This is a genomic window from Croceibacterium ferulae (assembly GCF_003660445.1).
Classification (GTDB): domain Bacteria; phylum Pseudomonadota; class Alphaproteobacteria; order Sphingomonadales; family Sphingomonadaceae; genus Croceibacterium; species Croceibacterium ferulae.
Genome location: NZ_QZVQ01000002.1, coordinates 15334 through 33330, shown reverse-complemented (window position 1 = coordinate 33330; position 17997 = coordinate 15334). Strand labels below are relative to the sequence as shown.

The 17997-nt window shown below is 70.1% G+C and carries 16 protein-coding genes; 9 read left to right on the top strand and 7 right to left on the bottom strand.

Annotation, left to right across the window (positions count from 1 at the left end; all coding sequences use genetic code 11):
- Positions 1-8 precede the first annotated feature (8 nt).
- Positions 9-833 carry a diaminopimelate epimerase gene (gene dapF / locus D5S08_RS00860; protein WP_121114599.1) on the bottom strand — a complete coding sequence of 275 codons (825 nt, stop codon included), beginning with the start codon at positions 831-833 and terminating at the stop codon, positions 9-11.
- A gap of 65 nt (positions 834-898) precedes the next feature.
- Here dapF and D5S08_RS00855 point away from each other — a divergent pair, with 65 nt between their 5' ends.
- The 6 genes from D5S08_RS00855 (at position 899) to D5S08_RS00835 (ending at position 4467) form a co-directional block, all read left to right on the top strand.
- A complete protein-coding gene (locus D5S08_RS00855) occupies positions 899-1321 on the top strand; it encodes an EVE domain-containing protein (RefSeq protein WP_121114597.1) in 423 nt (140 codons plus the stop codon).
- 89 nt (positions 1322-1410) lie between these two features.
- On the top strand, positions 1411-1581 hold the full coding sequence (locus D5S08_RS00850; RefSeq protein ID WP_121114595.1) for a CsbD family protein: 171 nt from the start codon (positions 1411-1413) through the stop codon (positions 1579-1581).
- A 124-nt stretch (positions 1582-1705) separates the two neighbouring features.
- Positions 1706-1867 carry a hypothetical protein gene (locus D5S08_RS16645; RefSeq protein WP_155522959.1) on the top strand — a complete coding sequence of 54 codons (162 nt, stop codon included), beginning with the start codon at positions 1706-1708 and terminating at the stop codon, positions 1865-1867.
- A 73-nt stretch (positions 1868-1940) separates the two neighbouring features.
- On the top strand, positions 1941-3032 hold the full coding sequence (locus D5S08_RS00845; protein ID WP_121114593.1) for a DUF2279 domain-containing protein: 1092 nt from the start codon (positions 1941-1943) through the stop codon (positions 3030-3032).
- A gap of 68 nt (positions 3033-3100) precedes the next feature.
- Entirely contained in the window at positions 3101-4129 is a 1029-nt protein-coding gene (locus D5S08_RS00840) for a hypothetical protein (protein ID WP_121114591.1), read from the top strand.
- Positions 4126-4467: a hypothetical protein gene (locus tag D5S08_RS00835; protein ID WP_121114589.1), complete on the top strand. Its 342-nt coding sequence runs from the start codon at positions 4126-4128 to the stop codon at positions 4465-4467. Before D5S08_RS00840 ends, D5S08_RS00835 begins: the two co-directional genes overlap by 4 nt.
- 48 nt (positions 4468-4515) lie before the next feature.
- On the opposite strand, the gene D5S08_RS00830 is transcribed toward D5S08_RS00835, so the two are convergent.
- From D5S08_RS00830 to D5S08_RS00805, 6 genes are all read right to left on the bottom strand, one after another.
- A complete protein-coding gene (locus D5S08_RS00830) occupies positions 4516-5802 on the bottom strand; it encodes an amidohydrolase family protein (protein ID WP_241557147.1) in 1287 nt (428 codons plus the stop codon).
- A complete protein-coding gene (locus D5S08_RS00825) occupies positions 5799-7205 on the bottom strand; it encodes an amidohydrolase (RefSeq protein ID WP_421757443.1) in 1407 nt (468 codons plus the stop codon). Before D5S08_RS00825 ends, D5S08_RS00830 begins: the two co-directional genes overlap by 4 nt.
- A gap of 112 nt (positions 7206-7317) precedes the next feature.
- On the bottom strand, positions 7318-8316 hold the full coding sequence (locus tag D5S08_RS00820) for a DUF2891 domain-containing protein (protein WP_121115392.1): 999 nt from the start codon (positions 8314-8316) through the stop codon (positions 7318-7320).
- Positions 8317-8327: 11 nt separating this feature from the next.
- The gene (locus D5S08_RS00815; RefSeq protein ID WP_121114585.1) at positions 8328-9281 is read right to left on the bottom strand and encodes a DUF979 domain-containing protein; all 954 of its coding nucleotides are present in this window, start codon (positions 9279-9281) and stop codon (positions 8328-8330) included.
- A complete protein-coding gene (locus D5S08_RS00810; protein WP_121114583.1) occupies positions 9278-9949 on the bottom strand; it encodes a DUF969 domain-containing protein in 672 nt (223 codons plus the stop codon). The genes D5S08_RS00815 and D5S08_RS00810 overlap by 4 nt, the downstream gene beginning before the upstream one ends.
- Positions 9946-13536, bottom strand: coding sequence for a hydantoinase B/oxoprolinase family protein (locus tag D5S08_RS00805; protein WP_241557145.1), 3591 nt, complete (start codon positions 13534-13536; stop codon positions 9946-9948). Before D5S08_RS00805 ends, D5S08_RS00810 begins: the two co-directional genes overlap by 4 nt.
- 258 nt (positions 13537-13794) lie before the next feature.
- Between D5S08_RS00805 and D5S08_RS00800 the strand changes: the two genes are divergently transcribed.
- Genes D5S08_RS00800 through D5S08_RS00790 form a run of 3 tightly spaced genes read left to right on the top strand, consistent with a single transcriptional unit; the run spans position 13795 to position 17968 of the window.
- Positions 13795-15453, top strand: a complete 1659-nt coding sequence (locus D5S08_RS00800; RefSeq protein ID WP_241557144.1) for an MFS transporter — start codon at positions 13795-13797, stop codon at positions 15451-15453.
- Positions 15450-16604, top strand: coding sequence for an HlyD family secretion protein (locus tag D5S08_RS00795; protein ID WP_121114581.1), 1155 nt, complete (start codon positions 15450-15452; stop codon positions 16602-16604). Before D5S08_RS00800 ends, D5S08_RS00795 begins: the two co-directional genes overlap by 4 nt.
- Positions 16601-17968, top strand: coding sequence for an efflux transporter outer membrane subunit (locus D5S08_RS00790; RefSeq protein WP_121114579.1), 1368 nt, complete (start codon positions 16601-16603; stop codon positions 17966-17968). The genes D5S08_RS00795 and D5S08_RS00790 overlap by 4 nt, the downstream gene beginning before the upstream one ends.
- Positions 17969-17997: the final 29 nt, after the last annotated feature.

Genomic DNA, 17997 nt, shown 5'->3' with positions numbered 1-17997 from the left:
GGGCACACTCAAAGATAATCGCCCCAGTCGAACGACCCGCGATAGGATTCCGCCGCCGGCCCGGCCATGCTGATGCGTCCGTCCGTGTCCCGACCGATGCGCAGGGTGCCGCCGGGCAGGGCGACCTCGACCTCGCGCTCCACCAATCCGCGCCGCATCGCCGCCACGGCGGTGGCGCAGGCGCCCGTGCCGCAGGCCCGCGTCAGCCCGGCGCCGCGTTCCCACACGCGCAGCCGGATGCGGCGCCGGTCCAGCACGGTTGCCACATTCACGTTGATCCGTTCGGGAAACAGCGGGTCGTTCTCGATCCGGGGGCCGATCCGCGCCAGCGGCACCGCGTCGCAATCGGGCACGAAGAACACGACATGCGGGTTGCCGACATTTACGCAGGCCGGCTTCTCCAGCCCGTCCCACCCCACCGGCAGGCTCAGCGTGTCCAGCGGATAGGCCAGCGGGATCGCGTCCCACTCGGTGCGCGGCACGCCCATGTCCACGCGGATCTGCGCGCCATTCGCCTCGGCGGCGATCAGCCCGGCGGCGGTCTCGATCATGACCTGCTGCAGTCCGTCGCCCTGCGCCAGCCGCAGCGCGACGGCGCGCATGGCGTTGCCGCAGGCGGCCACCTCGCTGCCATCGGCATTGAAGATCCGCACCTTCAGGTCGGCGCGGTCGCTTGGCTCCAGCAGCAGCAGCTGGTCGCAGCCGATGCCCGTCTGCCGGTCCGCCAGCGCGCGCACCGTGCCCGCATGCAGCGGGGGCAGGGCACCGTCCCGCGCATCCAGCACGACGAAATCATTGCCCAGCCCGTGCATCTTGGTGAAGGAAGCGCGCATCGCCTGCCACCTAGTGAGCCAAGGGGGGCAGGGCAATCATTCTGACCCACAAGGAGTATCCCGCCATGTCCCACCGCCTGTGGCTGATGAAGTCGGAACCCGAGGCCTTCGGCTGGGACGATCTGGTGCGTGACGGCGACACCTTGTGGGATGGCGTGCGCAATCACCGCGCGGCCAACAATCTGCGCGCCATGCAGGTGGGCGACCGGGCCTTCTTCTACCATTCGGTCACCGGCAAGGCGATCGTCGGCATCATGGAGGTGGCGGAGGCCGGGCTGACGGATTCGGACGATCCCAAATGGGCCAGCGTCCGCGTGATCCCGGTCGCCCCGCTCGCCCGCCCGGTCACACTGGCGGAGGTGAAGGCGGAGCCCGCACTGGCCGAAATGGAGCTGGTGCGCCTGTCGCGCCTGTCCGTGGGAGAGGTCACACAGGCGGACTGGGACTGCATTATCGCCATGAGCCAACAGCCGGCCACCGGCGGTTGAACCCACCATGCCGGAACCCGAGCAGAGGCTAACTGTTGTTAGGTGAAAGAGCGGCACCGACCTGGCACCGCAAACAAAAGGATCTCACCATGGGTGAATTTACCGACAAGGTGAAGGGCGTTGCCAACGAACTCGCCGGCAACGTGAAGCAGCAGTCCAACGATCCCGAGACCCATGCCGAAGGCGTGGCTCAGGAGAAGAAGGGCGAGGCACAGAACCTGAAGGGTTCCGTCAAGGGCGCGCTGGGCGACAAGGTCTGACGCCAGCCAGCTGACATATTCGTCACGCAAAGGGGCTGCTCCATTTCGGGGCGGCCCTTTTCGCATGCGCTGCGGTTACACGATTTCACTTGGGCGATGGTTTACCGCTTGTTAACCTCCGCCCATGCAGCCGAACCCCGCCCGCCACTGGCTCCGCACCCTGCTGCCCGCAGGCGCGTCCTGCCCGGCGGCCGAGATGGCGGTGGAGCCGGGCCGAACCATGTTGCAACAGTTCGTCACCACTTACACCGCCGGACTGGCTGCGACCTTGGCGTTCATCGCCTGATCGCGCTACAGCGCGCGCGGCCGATGTCGGCCGCTACGTGGATACCCGACCGTTGAACTGCAAACCCGGCGCGATGCTCGCCGCTCTCCCGGCTCTCGCCATCCTATCCGCCGTTCCGGCCCGGGCCGGCGACCTGGCCCCCGCGACCGATCTGTCCGCCATCACCATCCAGTCGGCCGGCCTGTCGCTCGCCGACTGGCGCCTGCCGGCCGACGGGGTGGACCTGTCGCGCATCACGGCGGAGCCTGCCGCGGCCTTTGCGCAGGGCGCCGTCGTGGATGAGGATGCCGCATTGGGCGGCATCACCCGCGAAACCGTTCCCGGGCAGGAAACCTACGGTCCCAAGGATGCGGCCGCCGCAGCCCGCTGGGCCGACCCCGATACCGGGGGCCAGCGGCTCAGCTTCGCCAGTCAGGCGGATGCGGTGAAGTGGGAATTCGGCGCGGTGATGCTGTATTACACTGCCACCAACGGCGCCAAGCTGTTCGACGATCCGGAATGGCCGCACGGCCAGGTCGAAGGCTGGTTCGGCCGCGACACCAACAATATGGGCGTGGACAAGCTGACGCACGCCTACAGCTCCTATGTCATCTCCGAACTGCTGCACCATCGCCTGCGCCGGAAGACGGGCGATGCCCCCGGCATCCAGTATACCGCCGCCGCGCTCGGCTTCGGCGCGATGCTGTATACGGAATTCTGGGACTCGATCGAACCCACCGGCGGCTGGTCGTGGGAAGACGTCGCCTTCAACGGCCTGGGTGCCGGCTTCTCCGCCTTGCGCAACAGCGTGCCCGGCCTTGACCAGAAGCTTGACTACCGCCTGATGATCCAGCCGCAGGAAGGCCGCTACCGCCTGTCCGGCAAGAAGCATTTCGAGGCGCAGTGGCACTTCTTCGCGCTGAAGCTCGCCGGCTTCGACGGGCTGCGCCAGACCCCGCTGCGCTATGTCGAACTCGACCTCGGCTACCGGGCGGAGGATTTCACCAACCCAGACCGGGAGGCCGGCATCCGGCCCAAGCGCCACGTCTTCGTCGGCGTCAGCCTGAACTTCAGCGAGATCATGCGCCGGTTCGCGGGCGGCAACCGCTACGGCCGCGCCGCTGCCAGTGCGCTGGAATATATCCAGCCGCCCTACACGATGCTCAGCACCAACATCACGGAGTAGGGCGCCGCCAAACGCCCTTGCACGCGCCCCCACCTTGGCAGATGATGCCCGGGAGAAAGGGGGCGACCATGCGCATACCGTCTCTGCTGCTGGGTGCATCGCTGGCCCTCCTGCTGCCCGGCTGTGCCGCGCGGCAGGCGGTGCTGGTCACCGACACGCGGCAGTTCGTCTCCGCTGGTCGGGAGGCCGGGGCCGAGGCCGCCGCCTTCTTCGACGAGGCGCGCCGCCGCCAGCTGGAGGCGAACGCCATCCTGGTCGCCTCCGAACCCTCCTGCCTGTGGGGCTCGGCCATCGAGCTGCGGACTGATTTCACGACCGGCGACAGCCTATGCCTGTCCGATGCGGAACTGGCCGCAGGTGCCCCGTCCACCACCTACAGCCTGCGCCCGATCGATCCGCGCGCCGCGAAGGGCGCGATGCAGCTGATCGGCGCGATGGGCGCCTATCTCGGCGAACTGTCCCAGCTGACGCCGGAAACCGCACCGCAATTCACGATCGCGGTAACCGATGCGGCAAACGCGCTCGATGCGCTGGCCCTGCTGCTCACCCCCGCTGGCGGCACCCCGCCGGACCTCGTCGGCGCGGCAGGGCCGGTGGCCGAGCTGGTCGACTATTTCGCCGCCATTGCCCAGGCACGCGGGCAGGGCGATGCCGTCGCCCGCGTGGTGCAGGCACGCAGCGCCAGCTTCGACCGCGCGATGGAGGCGCTCGCCGCACAGATGCAGGCGTGGCGCATCGGCGTGGTCGGCACCGCCGATCAGGTCGCCGCCAATGCGCAACTGCAGGTCGCCAACCGCAACCTGGCGCAGGTGGAGGATTTCGAGGCGCGCCGCGCCATCCTGCTCCAGCTGATCGAGCAAGGGGAGCAGCAATCCGCCGCCGCCGCCGCCTATGACGAAGCCGCCGCCCTGCTGCAGGATCTCGGCGCGCAGCATGCCGGCATCGTGCAACTCGCCGGCAACCAGCCGACCACGGAACAGCAGCTGCGCATCCGGCAGGAAAGCGGTCGCCAGGTGCTCGGCATCCTCGACCGCCTGGCGCGGATCGGCACCTCCCCGCTGCCGGGCCTGCTGGGGATCGGGAGCCTTGCCCCATGACCACGCTTGTCGATGTGCTGACCTCCGCCGCCACGCTCGGCGCGCTGCTGTTCGAAGGCGCCAACAACCGCCGGTTTGAAGCCAAGGTGCGCCAGGCCTTTACCACCGATGCGCTGATGATCGTCTCCGCCACGCAGGCGCTCGCGATCAGCCCCGCGCATGGTCAGGACAGTCCGGAGTACGACGCGGTGAAGCAGGAGGTGGAGGAAGCCCTCTCCGCCATGCGCGCCGCCATCCCCGGCGACGGCTCCACCGTCCACGCCGCCCGGCTGGAGGCGGTGCAGGCGGCCGAGGCGCTGAAACGCGCCACGGTGAAGCCCGGCATCTCGGTGCTCTGACATCTCGCTGGGTGTGCCACCAATCCGGCAGCACACCCCGCGCATCCCTTACCGTTCGTAAGCCTTGGGCAGGCTGCCCGGCTGGGCCTGGCGATAGCGATCGCGCAGCCGGCTCATATGCGTGTCGAGCGACTGCTCCACCCCGTCGATGAACACCTGCTCCACGCCCGTCTGCACCTCCAGCGGGTCGCCGTCCCAGATCACCACGTCGCCACGCCGGCCCGGCAGCAGGCTGCCGAACTCCGCGCCCATGCCGACGATCTCTGCCGGGGCGGAGGTGATGGTGGCGAAGGCGGAACCCCAGTCCAGCCCGGTGGCCCCCGGCACCTGCGCCAGCCCGACCAGGTTGCCGGCCTCCTGCGCGGTGTTGCGGGTGGTGCGCAGCGCCACCTTCACGCCCGCCGCCCGCAGCCGTCCGACATTGGAGCGGGTCGCTGCCAGGCTCTCGAACGTCTCGGGCAAGTCGGTCAGCGCGGCCGTGATCACCGGCACGCCCGCGGCGGCGATCTGCGGCGCCACCATCCAGCCTTCATTCGCGCCGACCAGCACCAGCCTTATGGCCGGAAATTCCTGGTTGAAGCGCAGCACGGTCAGGATGTCGCTCGCCCGGTTGACGTTGACGAACAGCGGCACGCTGCCGTCAACCACGGCCACCAGCGCCTCGGCATCCAGCCGGGTCAGCTGCCGTTCGAAGCCGTCATGCCCCGCCGGGCTCGGCGCCTGCCGGTCACGCTTGTAGGCTTGCGCTTCGAACAGGGCGTTGCGCAGATAGGCGAAGACGCCCGGCCGCCCACCGCCGACATTCCGGCCGCCGACCTGGCCCAGTTCCGCATACTGGAAGGCGCGCGCCTGCATCAGCGCATCCATGTCGGTGCCCAGGTCGATGATCGCGCCCTGCCCGGCGAAGATCGAATCCCCGGCCACCGGCCCCACGATCGCGCGGGTATAGCCTTCCGCCCGCGTCACCTGCAGCGGCTGCGCCTTGGGATTGATCGCGGGCGCCACGTCGATCGCGGCGGAGAAGGGCGATTTGCCGGGGTCGGTATCGTCCGTCTCCTCCACGCCGCTGACCTCCACCAGCCCGACCGGCGCCAGGCCGACGACCAGCCCGGGCGACACCCACTTGCCCGTCGCATCGATCGTCCGCGCGCCGGCAGGCACGGCCACGCCGCTGCCCGCCGCCACTACCCGGCCATCGCGGATGATCACCGTGCCGTTCGGGATCGGCTGCGATCCATCGCCGATCGCCACGGTGCCGCCCGTGATGGCGATTGTCTGCGCCCCGGCGGGTACGGCCAGCAGCAGGGCCGCGGCGCTCATCAATGCGCGCTTCACTTCACGTCTCCTTCGCCGACCTGGCCCAGCTCGAAATCGGAGACCGGGCGGCGCGTCGGGTCGCTGGAATCATACAACAGCGCACCATCGACCCACACCTTCTCCGTCTGGGTGTAGGTGCTGAACGGGTTGCCGCTCCACAGCACGATGTCGGCCATCTTGCCGGGCCGCAGGCTGCCGGTCTGTTCGGCGATGCCCAGCGCGGTGGCGGGGTTGAAGCTGAGCCAGGTCCAGGCATGCTCGTCGCTGATGTCGATGCCGATCCGGCGCCCGTCGCCCAGCGCCTTGCCCACTTCCTGGTTCAGCCGCTGGATGCCGTCGGGATCGTCCGAATGGATGGTGGCGCAGGCGCCCTGCGCTTCCAGCAGGGGCAGGTTCTCGTAGATCGCGTCATAGGACTCCATCTTGAAGCCCCACCAGTCCGCCCACACGCTGGCGCAGGTGCCGTGTTCCTTCAGCAGGTCGGCGATCTTGTAGGCTTCCACCGCATGCTGGAAGCTGGTGACCTTGTACCCGAACTCCCGCGCCATATCGAGGACGACCGCCATCTCGTCCGCGCGGTAGCAATGGTTGTGGACCAGGATGTCGCCCTTCAGCACGCCGACCAGCGTGTCCATCTGCAGGTTGCGGTCGGGGGCATCGCCGCCATCCTCCGCATAGGCGTCCCACTCCGCCATATATTCGCGCGCTTCCTGCCAGGTGGCCCGGTTGACCGCGACATTGCCCATGCGGGTGGAAGGCATCTGGTTGCGGCTGCCATAGACGCGCTTGGGGTTCTCGCCACAGGCCATCTTCAGGCCATAGGGCGCGCCGGGGAACTTCATCTCCTGCACCGTGCGGGCATAGACGTTCTTGATCGTCACCGACCGGCCGCCGAACAGGTTGGCGGAGCCGGGCAGGATCTGGATGGTGGTCACGCCGCCATTGGTCAGCGCGCGGGCGAAGCCGGGGTCCTGCGGCCAGACCGAATGTTCGGCCCAGACCTGTGCGGTGACCGGATCGGTCGCCTCGTTCCCATCCGAATGCGCGTCCACGGAAGGGGTGGGGTAATCGCCCAGATGGCTGTGGATGTCGATGATGCCGGGGGTGACGAACTTGCCGGTGCCGTCGATCACCACTGCATCGGCGGGCGCGTTCACCGCCGTGCCCACGGCCACGACCTTGCCATCCGCCAGCAGCACCGATCCGCCATCGACCCGGCCGCCTTCGCCATCGAAGATGGTGGCGTTGGTGATCAGTGTCGTGACCCCCGGATAGGGCCGATAGGTCGAAGGGAACGGATCGCCCGGGAAGGCCACCCGCTCCTCGGAAGAGGATGCGCTGCTGGCGCTGCCCGTCCGTTCCGGCTGCCCGCACGCGGCCAGCGCCAGCATCGCGGCGCCGCCAAGCCATCGTAATCTCATCATTGTCCCCCTGTGCGACCCACCAGCAGGGCCCTGATCCCTGCTGGAACAATCATGTCACCATGTGATCATAAATTGCCGCGCAGGCAAAGCGCCAAGTGCCGCGACCTCGTCAATCCCTGGCGGCCGGCGCCCCGCGCGCCAGCAACGCCAGCAGCGCGAAGGAGGCGAGCCAGTGTTCGCCCATGTAGTCGCCCGCCACCTGGTCCAGCGCCGCTGCCAGATGCTCGTCCGCGACAGGCCGCAGTTCGCCTGACCGGCCGGGCGCCACCGGCGCGATTCCCAGCAGGCACCAGGCGCGGCTGAGATTGAGCCCGTCCAGATGCGCGATCTTGCCATCGCTTCGGTCCGATACGATGGCGGGGCGAAACTGCTCCGCGATCCGCCCGGCGGGCAGGAAGGCGTCGAACCAGCCGGCAAATTCCCCCGCCGGCATCACCCGCGCCATCAGCAGCGCGGCGGTCAGCGAGGGGGAAAGGAACTCGTCGCCCCCCGGCTCCCATCCGCGATAGTCGCTGCGCCCGGCATAGCCTGCGCGGGCGTAGCGCTCGATCTCCCCCACCAGTTCCGCGTCATGCCGTCCGGCCCAGTCGCGCGCCAGGATCAGCGCGAAGGCGGTGTTGAAATGTGTGCCGGTGGTGATCGGGTAGGTCAGCACCGCCAGGTAATCGCGCAGCATCCCGGCGAAGCGCCGCGCCAGCGGCTCCAGCGCGCGGCCCAGCCCGTCGGGCGAAAGCGCCTCCGCCGCCCCGTGCAGCGCCAGCAGCCACGCCCAGCCATAAGGCCGCTCGAAGCCGCGCGCATGGGGCCGGTCCAGATAGGCCAGCTCCGCCGCCAGCTTCGCGGGCGTGAACGTCTCCGCCGCCAGCGCATCGATCTTTGCAGCTTCCGGCATGTCGGGGAACAGCCGGCGCAACGTCAGCAGCGTCCACCAGCCATGCACACAGCTGTGCCAGTCGAAACTGCCGAAGAACGCCGGATGCAGCACGCGCGGGGGCAGGGCGTCGCCATCATCGGCCAGCACATGGTCCAGCTTGTGCGGATATTCGCGCGCCACATGGCCCAGCGCGATGCGGGCAAAGGCGGCGGCGGTGTCGGGGGCCAAGGTCATCGGATCATGCGTCATGGAAAGGCCAGCCAGTAGATGAGCAGGAGATTGCAGGCGAGCAGCGGCACGGCCGTGCCCCATTGCATGCGGATGACGCCATACTGGCTGCGCATGTCGAGCAGCGCGGCCGGCACGATGTTGAAGTTCGCGGCCATCGGCGTCAGCAGCGTGCCGCAGAACCCCGCCAGCATGCCGATTGCCCCCACCACCGGCGCATTGCCGCCGAACTGCTGCACCAGCACCGGAATGCCGATGGCGGTGGCCATCACCGGGAAGGCGGCAAAGGCATTGCCCATGATGATCGTGAACCCGGCCATGCCCAGGCAGTAGAGCGCCACTGACAGGAACAGGCTGCCCTCCGGGATCGCCGCGCCCGCGAAGGTGCCGATGATCTCGCCCACGCCCGCCAGCGCGAAGATCCCGCCCAGCGCGGCCAGCATCTGCGGCAGGATGGCGGCCCAACCGATGGAATCGATCAGCCGCCGCCCTTCCTGCAGCGGGGCCAGCGCGGGCGGCCGCAGCCAGTGCAGCGCCATTCCCAGCGCCAGCAGCACGCCGATGCCCAGCAGGATCAGCGTCTCGCGCCGTTCCTCGAACAGGCCCAGTTCGCCCAGCGGCGTCCAGGCATACAGCACCGTGCCGGCCACCGCCGTAACCGGGATCACCAGCGCAGGCACGAACAGCCGGTTGCCGAAGCGGGTCGCCAGCGTGGTGCGTTCGGCGGGCGAGGTCGTCGCCGGATCGCTGCGGCCCAGGCGATGCAGCCCGGCCAGGCCCACCAGCCCCAGCACCAGCACGCCATTGGCGAGATCCGACAGATGCGACCCGAACAGGAAACTCGCCGCCACCAGCCCCCAGAAGGCCGCATTGCCCCGGCGCTTGGGGTTGCTCCGGTCGCGCAGGCTCAGCACCGCCCAGGCGGCGAACACCGCGCCGCTCAGCAGGTAGAGCCATTCCAGCGTGATCATCGCCTTACCCGCCCGAACCGCCGGTCCAGCCACAGCACCCGCCCGCCATGGATGGCAAAGGCGCACAGCGCGGTCGGAATGGCCCAGACCGACAGCTGCAGCGGCGTCAGCGGATAGCCGGCCGTCTCGAACACGCCCTGGATCAGCAGGATGGAGGCGATGGCGAAGAAGATGTCCTCGCCGAAGAACAGCCCGATATTGTCGGTCGCCGCCGCCATGCCCAGCACCTGCTCGCGCTCGTCCTCCGCCAGCGCGCCATGCTGCGCCTCCGCCGCCGCCACCGCCATCGGCGCCAGCAGCGGGCGCACGGTCTGCGGGTGGCCACCAATGTCCTTCAGCCCCAGCGCCGCGGTGATCTGGCGGAAGCCGAGATAGAGCAGCAGCAGCCGCCCCATGGTGGCCCCGCGCACGCCCGCGATCAGCGTGCGGGCACGCTCCTGCAAGCCGTAGCGTTCCAGCAGGCCGATCACCGGCAGGATGATCCAGGTGACGGAGATATAGCGGTTGTCGTTGAAGGCGCGCCCCAGCGCCTCGATCACCGGCACCAGGCCCAGGCCGGCCAGCAGCCCGGTGACGATCGCCGCCACCGCCACCACCAGCAGCGGATTGAACCGCAGCACGAAGCCGACGACCACCAGCGCGATGCCCAGCAGCGGCAGCGCGCTCATCGCCCGGCCTCCCCGTAGCCGCCACCGCCGGGCGTCAGGATCACGAAGGCATCGCCCGGCGCCATCTCCGCCGATCCGGTCGCAGGCAGCACCTCGACCGTGCCATCGGCGCGCCGCACGAAGTTCTCCCCCGGCGCGGCGTCACCGCCACCGGTGATGCCGCGCGGCGGCACGCGGCGGCGATTGGCCAGGATATTGGCCCGCATCGGCTCCAGGAAAGTGATCTGCCGCTCCACCCCGTCGCCGCCATCATGCAGACCGCGCCCGCCCGATCCGCGCCGGATGGCGAAGCGGTCCAGCCGCACGGGCAGGCGCGTTTCCAGGATCTCCGGATCGGTCAGCCGGCTGTTGGTCATGTGTGTCTGCACCGCATCGGTCCCCGAATGATCCGGCCCCGCGCCCGATCCGCCGGCGATCGTCTCGTAATATTGCCGGGTGGCATCACCGAAGGTGAAATTGTTCATCGTCCCCTGGCTCGGCGCGAGCCGCCCGGTGGCCGCGAATAGCGCGTCCGTGACCACCTGGCTGGTCTCCACATTGCCCGCCACCACCGCGGCCGGCGGGCGGGGCGCCAGCATCGATCCCTCCGGCACCACCAGCGTCACCGGAGCCAGGCAGCCATCGTTCATCGGAATCGGATCGTCGATCAGCGTGCGCAGCACATACAGCGCCGCCGCCCGCGTGATGGAGCGGGGCGCGTTGAAATTGCCCGGCAGCTGCCCGCTGGTGCCGGTGAAGTCGAAGGTGGCCGTCCGCCCCTGCCGGTCCACCCGGATCGCCACGTGCACGGCCGCGCCATTGTCCGTCGGATAGCCGAAGCTGCCATCCTCCAGCGTGGCCAGCAGCCGGCGCACTGCCTCCTCCGCCTGATCCATGACATGCCCCATATAGGCCGCGATCACCGCACCCCCATGCTCCGCCGCGGCGGCGCGCAACAGCTCCGTCCCCCGCTCGCAGGCGGCGAGTTGCGCCGCGAGGTCCGACAGGTTCCGGTCGGGCCGCCGGGCGGGGTAGGGGCCACTGGCCAGCACCGCGCGGAACGGCACCTCCAGCAACTGCCCGCCCTCGGCCACCAGCAGATTGTCGATCAGCACGCCTTCCTGCGCGATGTCCGTGCTGTCGGGCGGCATCGATCCGGGGGCTGAGCCACCCACATCCGCATGATGCCCCCGCGCCGCCACGAAGGCATCGGGCGTCTCGCCATCATCACTCCAGAACACCGGCACGATCACCGTGATGTCGGGCAGGTGGGTGCCGCCATGATAGGGATCGTTCAGCGCATAGGCATCGCCTCGGCGGATCCCGCGCCCGTCACGGCGATCTGCGCGCGCCGCGATGATCCGCGCCACCGCCTCGCCCATGCTGCCCAGATGGACGGGGATGTGCGGCGCATTGGCGATCAGCGCGCCGCTCGCGTCGAACAGCGCGCAGGAGAAATCGAGCCGTTCCTTGATGTTGACCGAGCTGGCGGTGGATTGCAGCACCACGCCCATTTCCTCGGCGATGGCCATGAACAGATTGCCCATGATCTCCAGCCGCACGGGATCGCGGGCCGTGTCACCTGCCTGCCTGGCGCCCGACCCGGCGACCCGCCGCAGGACCAGCGTGCCCTCCGCTGCCAGCTCCGCCGTCCAGCCCAGCTCGACCACGGTGGTTGAGCCCGGATCGATCACCAGCGCCGGCCCGGCCACCACCTCGCCAGCCGTGAAATCAGCGCGGGCGAGCGTCCGCCAAACGCCCTCGCTGCTGCCGGTGGCCTCCGCCAGCGGCAGGGGCGCCGGCGCCAGCGCGGCCAGCCCGCCGACGCTGCCCGATGCCTCCACGCTCAGCGCCTCGACCACCACCGCCGTGCGCGCATCGGCCGTGCCGAAGCGCCGCCGATGTTCCGCCCGGAAGGCGGCGTCCATCTGCGCGGGATCGTCGCAGTCGAGCGTCAGCGTCGTGTCGCTGTCGGCGAACCGCAGCCGGGCCCGCGATGCCAGGGTGACCGCCGCATCCGGCACGCCCTGCTCGCGCAACGCCCCGCGCGCCTCCGCCTGCAAGGCATCCAGTGCCGTTCCGAAGCCGTCCAGCACCGGCGCGCCCACGCTCCGCTCGCGGATGGCCGTCACCGGCGCCAGCCCGATGCCCCAGGCCGACAGGACGGAGGCGAGCGGATGGACCAGCACCGTCTCGATCCCCAGCACCTCGGCCACCCGCGCCGCATGCTGCCCGCCGGCGCCGCCGAAGCAGGCCAGGGCATAGCGGCGCACATCATGGCCGCGCGCCACGCTGATCCGCCGGATCGCCGCCGCCATGTTCTCCACCGCGATGGCCAGGAACCCTTCGGCGATCGCCGCCACCGACATGGCGCCGCCCAGCTGTGCGGCGATCTCCTCCAGGCGGTCGAGAGAGGCTCGCAGGTCCAGCGGCTGGCGCCCGTCCGTGCCGAACACCTGCGGGAAATGCGCGGGGTCGATCCGGCCCAGCGCCAGGTTGCAATCGGTCACCGTCAGCGGCCCGCCCCGTCCATAGCAGGCGGGGCCGGGCTGCGCCCCCGCGCTGGCGGGGCCAACGGCGAAGCGCACCCCGTCATAACGGCAGATGGACCCGCCGCCCGCCGCAACCGTGTGGATCCGCATGGCCGGCGCGGCCACCCGCACGCCCGCGACGACCTCCTCCGCCGACAGTTCGAACCGGCCGGCATAATGGCACACATCGGTGCTGGTCCCGCCCATGTCGAACCCGATCAGCCGCCCGTGCCCCAGCGGCGCGGCGGAGGCGACCATGCCGACGACGCCGCCAGCCGGGCCGGACAGGATCGCATCCTTGCCGCGAAACGCATCCGCCTGCGCCAGCCCGCCGCCCGACTGCATGAAGGACAGCGCCCCATGCGCGGGCAGGTTGGCGCGCAAGGTCGCGACATAGCGCGCCAGCACCGGCGACAGGTAAGCGTCCACCACCGTCGTGTCGCCGCGCGGCACGTACCGGATCAGCGGCGCGACCTCGTGGCTGACGCTGACCTGCGCGAAGCCCGCCTGCCGCGCCAGCCGCGCGATCTGCCGTTCATGCGCGGTGTGGGTCCAGCCATGCACCAGCACGATCGCCAGTGCCTCGATCCCCGTTTCCCGCAGCGCCGCCAGCTGCGCGGCCACCGCCGCCTCGTCCAGCGGGACCAGCACGGTGCCGTCCACCGCCACCCGCTCGGCGATCTCCACTACCGTGGCGGGCAGCTGCTCGGGCAGCAGGATGTGCCGCGCGAAGATCTCGGGCCGCGCCTGCGTGCCGATGCGCAGCACATCGGCGAAGCCGCCCGTGGTCAGCAGCGCCAGCCGTTCTCCCTTGCGTTCCAGCAGCGCGTTGGTGGCGACGGTGGTGCCGATGCGCAGCTCCGCGATCGGCCCCGCGCCATGCTGCTCCATCAGCCGCCGCACCGCCTCGCTCGCCGCATCGGGATAGCGCGCGGGATCTTCCGACAGCAGCTTGTGCACCACCAGCTCTCCGCCGGGTGTGGTCGCGATGACATCGGTGAAGGTGCCGCCGCGATCGATCGCGAAGCGCCAGGCGGCACCGTGCTCCGCCGCGGGGACCGGGATCTGCGTCGTCAACGAAGGAGGTCAGGTGTTTGGGGCGGCAGGAAGGGCAGGGCGACCGTGTTCATCCAACCATGCTGCTTGCCGCGCGATCGATCGTCAACTGCCCGCCAACTTTGTCTGCCCCTCTACAAAGGGGAACTGTTGCCATTCCCTTGCGCTTGAACCGCACGATGCGCGGGGACAATTGTAGATGAAGTGCGCCAGTGCCACTCCCTTCCGCGCCGGACTGCCGGTGACGGGCTGCGCCGGCGCTGGCCCGGTCCTGTAGGCGTGGCCACGGCCTATCAGTTCCAGCCGCACGAGCGGCCGTTCCTTCCCGGCTCCCCTGCCACGCCCGACCATCCGATGGGGCGGCGGATCGCCTATTTCGCGATCGGCATCCTGCTGGGGCTGACGGGCGGGCTCAGCAACGGGCTGCTGCTGGCCAACCTGCCGCAGATCCAGGGATCGCTTGGCCTGTCCCCGGTGGAGGGCGGCTGGCTCAGCGCGGCCTATTCCATGACCAGCGTGTGCATGAGCATGCTGCTGATCAAGTTCCGCCAGCAATTCGGGCTGCAGCGGTTCATCCGCATCTTCCTGGTCGGCTTCCTGGCGGTCACGATCCTGCAGGTGTTCGTCCATTCCTATGGCGTGGAATTGCTGACCCGCGCCGCCGCGGGGGTCATCAGCAGCGCGCTGACAACCCTGTGCTTCTTCTACATCATGCAGGCCATGCCCGCGGCCGCACGGCTGAGCGGCATGATCATCGGCTTCGGCGTGGCGCAGCTTGGCCTGCCGCTGGCGCGCATCATCTCCCCGCTGCTGCTGGCGGATGGCGACATCGGCAACCTGTTCGTGTTCGAACTGGGCATGACGCTGGTCTGCCTGGGCGCGGTCGCGCTTCTGCGCCTGCCGCCGGCCGACCGGATCCCCGCGTTCGAGAAGCTCGACTTCCTGACCTTCGCGCTGTTCGCGCCGGGCATGGCGCTGCTGTGCGCGGTGCTGGTGCAGGGGCGGATCGTGTGGTGGACCACGCCCTGGCTGGGCTACGCCACCGCCGCCTCTATCGTGCTGATCGGCACGGCCATGCTGATCGAGCACAACCGTGCCAATCCGCTGCTCAACACCCGGTGGATGCGCACGCGCAACGTGCTGCGGCTTATCGCGGTGATCGTCGCCATCCGCATCCTGCTGTCGGAACAGAGCTTCGGATCGACCGGGCTGCTGACGACGCTGGGCATGGGCAACGACCAGCTCGTTACGCTGAACCTGGTCATCCTGCTCGGCTCGATCGCCGGCATCCTGGCGGGGCTGCGGGCGCTGGACCCGAAGGATCTGCTGTGGCCGGTGGTCATCTCCGCCGCGATCATCGCCGCGGTCGCGTTCATGGATGCCGACGCCACCAACCTGACCCGCCCGGCCAACCTGTATTTCACGCAAGGGCTGCTCGCCTTCGCCGCCCTGTTCTGGCTGGGTCCGGTCGCGATGGTGGGCATCCTGCGCGCCATTTCCCGCGGCCCCAGCCATCTTGTCAGCTTCTCCGCCGTGTTCGGCATCTCGCAGACCCTGGGCAGCCTGGTGGGCTCCGCCGGGCTGGGCACGCTGCAGACAATGCGGGAGCGGCTGCATTCGCAGGAGCTCGTCCACACGCTGAACGCGACCGACCCGCTGGTGCTGCAGCGGATCCAGCAGCTGGGCGGCGCCTATGCCCGCGTGCAGGGCGATCCCGCGCTGCGCCAGGCGGAAGGCGCCGTGCTGTTCGGCCAGCAGGTTTCGCGCGAAGCCAACATCCTTGCCTATAATGATGTTTTCTTCCTGATCGGAGTTCTGGCAGTGCTGGTGGTCCTGTGGCTGGGGGGGCGCTGGATCTGGCTGAGGATCCACGGCATCAACCCGCTGGCGGAGGAACTGGCAGCCATGCAGAAGATGCGGGAACGCGCAACGCAATGAACGACACCACTTCCGAACCGGACGAACGGCTGAAGGACCCGGTCGAGGTCGCGCCCGAGCCACCGCCCGCGCGCCGCGGCTGGGCCCCGCCACGCGGTGGGCGGACCGCCACGCTGGCCTTTGTGGCGCTGATGCTCTGCGGCGCGCTGCTGGCGCTGTGGGCGTGGGACCTGCCGCCCTTCCGCCGCAGCATCCAGACGACCGACAACGCCTATGTGCGCGGCCAGACCACCATTATCGCGCCGCAGGTGAACGGCTATGTTGTCGCCGTCGCCGTGCGCGATTTCGACGCGGTGGAGACAGGCGCGGTGCTCGCCCGGATCGACGACCGGATCTATCGCCAGCGGGTGGAGCAGGCCCGCGCGAACCTGCAGTCGCAGATCGCCACCCTCGCCAATTCGCAGCAGAACCAGCGCTCGCGCGAGGCCGCGCTGGGCGGGCAGCAGGCCGGGATCGAGAGCGCCCGGGCGCAGCTGGCCCGCGCGCAGGCGGACATGCGCCGGGTGGACGAGCTGGTCGCCGAAGGCTCCGTGTCCTTGCGCGAACGGGACCAGACCCGCGCCGCGCTGGCCCAGGCCGAAGCCGGCGTGCGCCAGGCGGAGGCGCAGCGCACCATCGGCCAGCAGGACGTGCGCGCCGTGACCGTGGGCCGCGCCGGGCTGGAGGCCGCGGTGGACAATGCCCGCGCCGCGCTGCGGCTGGCGGAGATCGACCTCGCCAACACGGTGATCCGCGCGCCGCAGGGCGGCAGGCTGGGCGAGGTGTCGGTCCGCCTGGGGCAATATGTCACCGCCGGCAGCCAGCTGATGTTCCTGGTACCGCCCGAGATCTGGGTTTCCGCCAATTTCAAGGAAGCGCAGACCGCGCGCATCCGGCCGGGCCAGCCCGCGATCATGACCGTGGACGCGCTGGGCGGGGCGGAGGTCCGCGGCACGGTGGAGCGCCTGTCGCCCGCCGCCGGCAGCGAGTTCTCCGTCATCCGGCCCGACAATGCGACCGGCAATTTCGTGAAGGTGCCGCAACGGCTGGCCGTGCGCATCCGGCTCGACCCGCGCGATCCGCTTTATCGCCGGCTGAGCCCGGGCATGTCGGTCGAGGCGCGCGTCGACACCGGGGTGGATCCCGGCCCCGCCCGGCAGCCCGCGCGATGAGGCGGCTGGCGATCGCCGGCCTGGCGCTGCTGGCGGCCGGCTGCACCGCGCCCGATCCGCAGACGCCCGTCGCCGCCACCATCACCCCGCCGCCCGCATGGCGGGACATGCCGGCGACCGGCGGGCCGGTGGAGGCGGACTGGTGGAACCGCTTCGGCGATCCCGTGCTCGCCCGGCTGGTCGAAACCGCCCGCGCCAACAATCCGGACATCGCCGTCGCCGCCGCCCGCGTGCAGGAGGCGCGCGCCAATGAACGGCTGGCCCGCGCGCAGCTGTTCCCCACGCTGGATGGCGGCGTCGGCGTCAGCCGTTCCCGCGCGGTCAACCCGCTCGGCACCCCGGCGGAGACAACCGGGCTGCAGCCCCTGTTCCAGGCCGCTTACGAGGTCGACCTGTTCGGCCGCATCGACAGCCAGATAGAGGCCGCCCGCGCCGCCTTCCTCGCCAGCGAGGCCGCGCGCGAGGCCACCGCGCTCTCCGTCGCCGCGGCCACCGCCAGCGGCTACATCACCCTGCGCGGGCTCGATGCCCGCCGCCTGGTGGTCGAGGAAACGATCGCCGACCGGGCCGAGGCGCTGCGCCTCGCGCGGTCGCGGGCGGAGGTCGGCTACACCTCGCAGCTCGAACTCCGCCAGGCGGAGGCGGAATATCGGGCCACGGCGCAGATCCTGCCGCAGGTCGATCTGGCGATCCGGCGGCAGGAAAATGCCCTCGCCACCCTGCTGGGCGAGGCGCCGCGCGCCATCGAACGGGGCACCCCGCTGGAAGACCTGCAGACCCCGGCCGTACCCCTCGGCCTGCCTGCCGATCTGCTGCGCCGCCGGCCCGACCTGGCGCAGGCGGAGTTCACGCTGGCCGCGACGGACGCCTCGCTGGCGGCCGCCCGGGCGCAATTCCTGCCCTCCCTGCGGCTCAGCGGCTCCACCGGGCTGACCGTGTCCAGCGCGCTGGCCGATCCGGTCGGCATCTGGTCGCTGGGCGCCAGCGTGCTCGCGCCGCTGTTCGCGGGCGGCCGGCTTGGGGCGAATGTGGAGGCCGCCGCCGCCCGGCGCGACCAGGCGGCCTTCACCTACCGCCGCACCGCGCTGGTGGCGTTCCGCGAAGTGGAGGACAGCCTCGCCGCGACGGACCGGCTGGCCGAACAGGAACGCGAACTCGCCGCGCAGCGCGTCGCCGTGGCGGAGGCGCTGCGCCATGCCGGCAACCGCTACCGCGCCGGCTACGCCTCCTATCTGGAGCAGCTCGACGCCCAGCGCGTGCTGCTTAATGTCGAACTGAGCCTGGTGCAGATCCGTGCCGACCGGCTGACCGCCGCGGTGTCGCTGTACCAGGCGCTGGGTGGAGGCTGGTCGTCGCCGCCCTGATACGGCGGCAAATCAGGATAACAGAGAAG

What these genes read in the sequence shown, in the direction of transcription:
- dapF (WP_121114599.1), bottom strand. Translation starts at nt 833, where the DNA reads ATGCGCGCTTCCTTCACCAAGATGCACGGGCTGGGCAATGATTTCGTC.
- D5S08_RS00855 (WP_121114597.1), top strand. Translation starts at nt 899, where the DNA reads ATGTCCCACCGCCTGTGGCTGATGAAGTCGGAACCCGAGGCCTTCGGC.
- D5S08_RS00850 (WP_121114595.1), top strand. Translation starts at nt 1,411, where the DNA reads ATGGGTGAATTTACCGACAAGGTGAAGGGCGTTGCCAACGAACTCGCC.
- D5S08_RS16645 (WP_155522959.1), top strand. Translation starts at nt 1,706, where the DNA reads ATGCAGCCGAACCCCGCCCGCCACTGGCTCCGCACCCTGCTGCCCGCA.
- D5S08_RS00845 (WP_121114593.1), top strand. Translation starts at nt 1,941, where the DNA reads ATGCTCGCCGCTCTCCCGGCTCTCGCCATCCTATCCGCCGTTCCGGCC.
- D5S08_RS00840 (WP_121114591.1), top strand. Translation starts at nt 3,101, where the DNA reads ATGCGCATACCGTCTCTGCTGCTGGGTGCATCGCTGGCCCTCCTGCTG.
- D5S08_RS00835 (WP_121114589.1), top strand. Translation starts at nt 4,126, where the DNA reads ATGACCACGCTTGTCGATGTGCTGACCTCCGCCGCCACGCTCGGCGCG.
- D5S08_RS00825 (WP_421757443.1), bottom strand. Translation starts at nt 7,205, where the DNA reads ATGAGATTACGATGGCTTGGCGGCGCCGCGATGCTGGCGCTGGCCGCG.
- D5S08_RS00820 (WP_121115392.1), bottom strand. Translation starts at nt 8,316, where the DNA reads ATGACCTTGGCCCCCGACACCGCCGCCGCCTTTGCCCGCATCGCGCTG.
- D5S08_RS00815 (WP_121114585.1), bottom strand. Translation starts at nt 9,281, where the DNA reads ATGATCACGCTGGAATGGCTCTACCTGCTGAGCGGCGCGGTGTTCGCC.
- D5S08_RS00810 (WP_121114583.1), bottom strand. Translation starts at nt 9,949, where the DNA reads ATGAGCGCGCTGCCGCTGCTGGGCATCGCGCTGGTGGTCGTCGGCTTC.
- D5S08_RS00795 (WP_121114581.1), top strand. Translation starts at nt 15,450, where the DNA reads ATGAACGACACCACTTCCGAACCGGACGAACGGCTGAAGGACCCGGTC.
- D5S08_RS00790 (WP_121114579.1), top strand. Translation starts at nt 16,601, where the DNA reads ATGAGGCGGCTGGCGATCGCCGGCCTGGCGCTGCTGGCGGCCGGCTGC.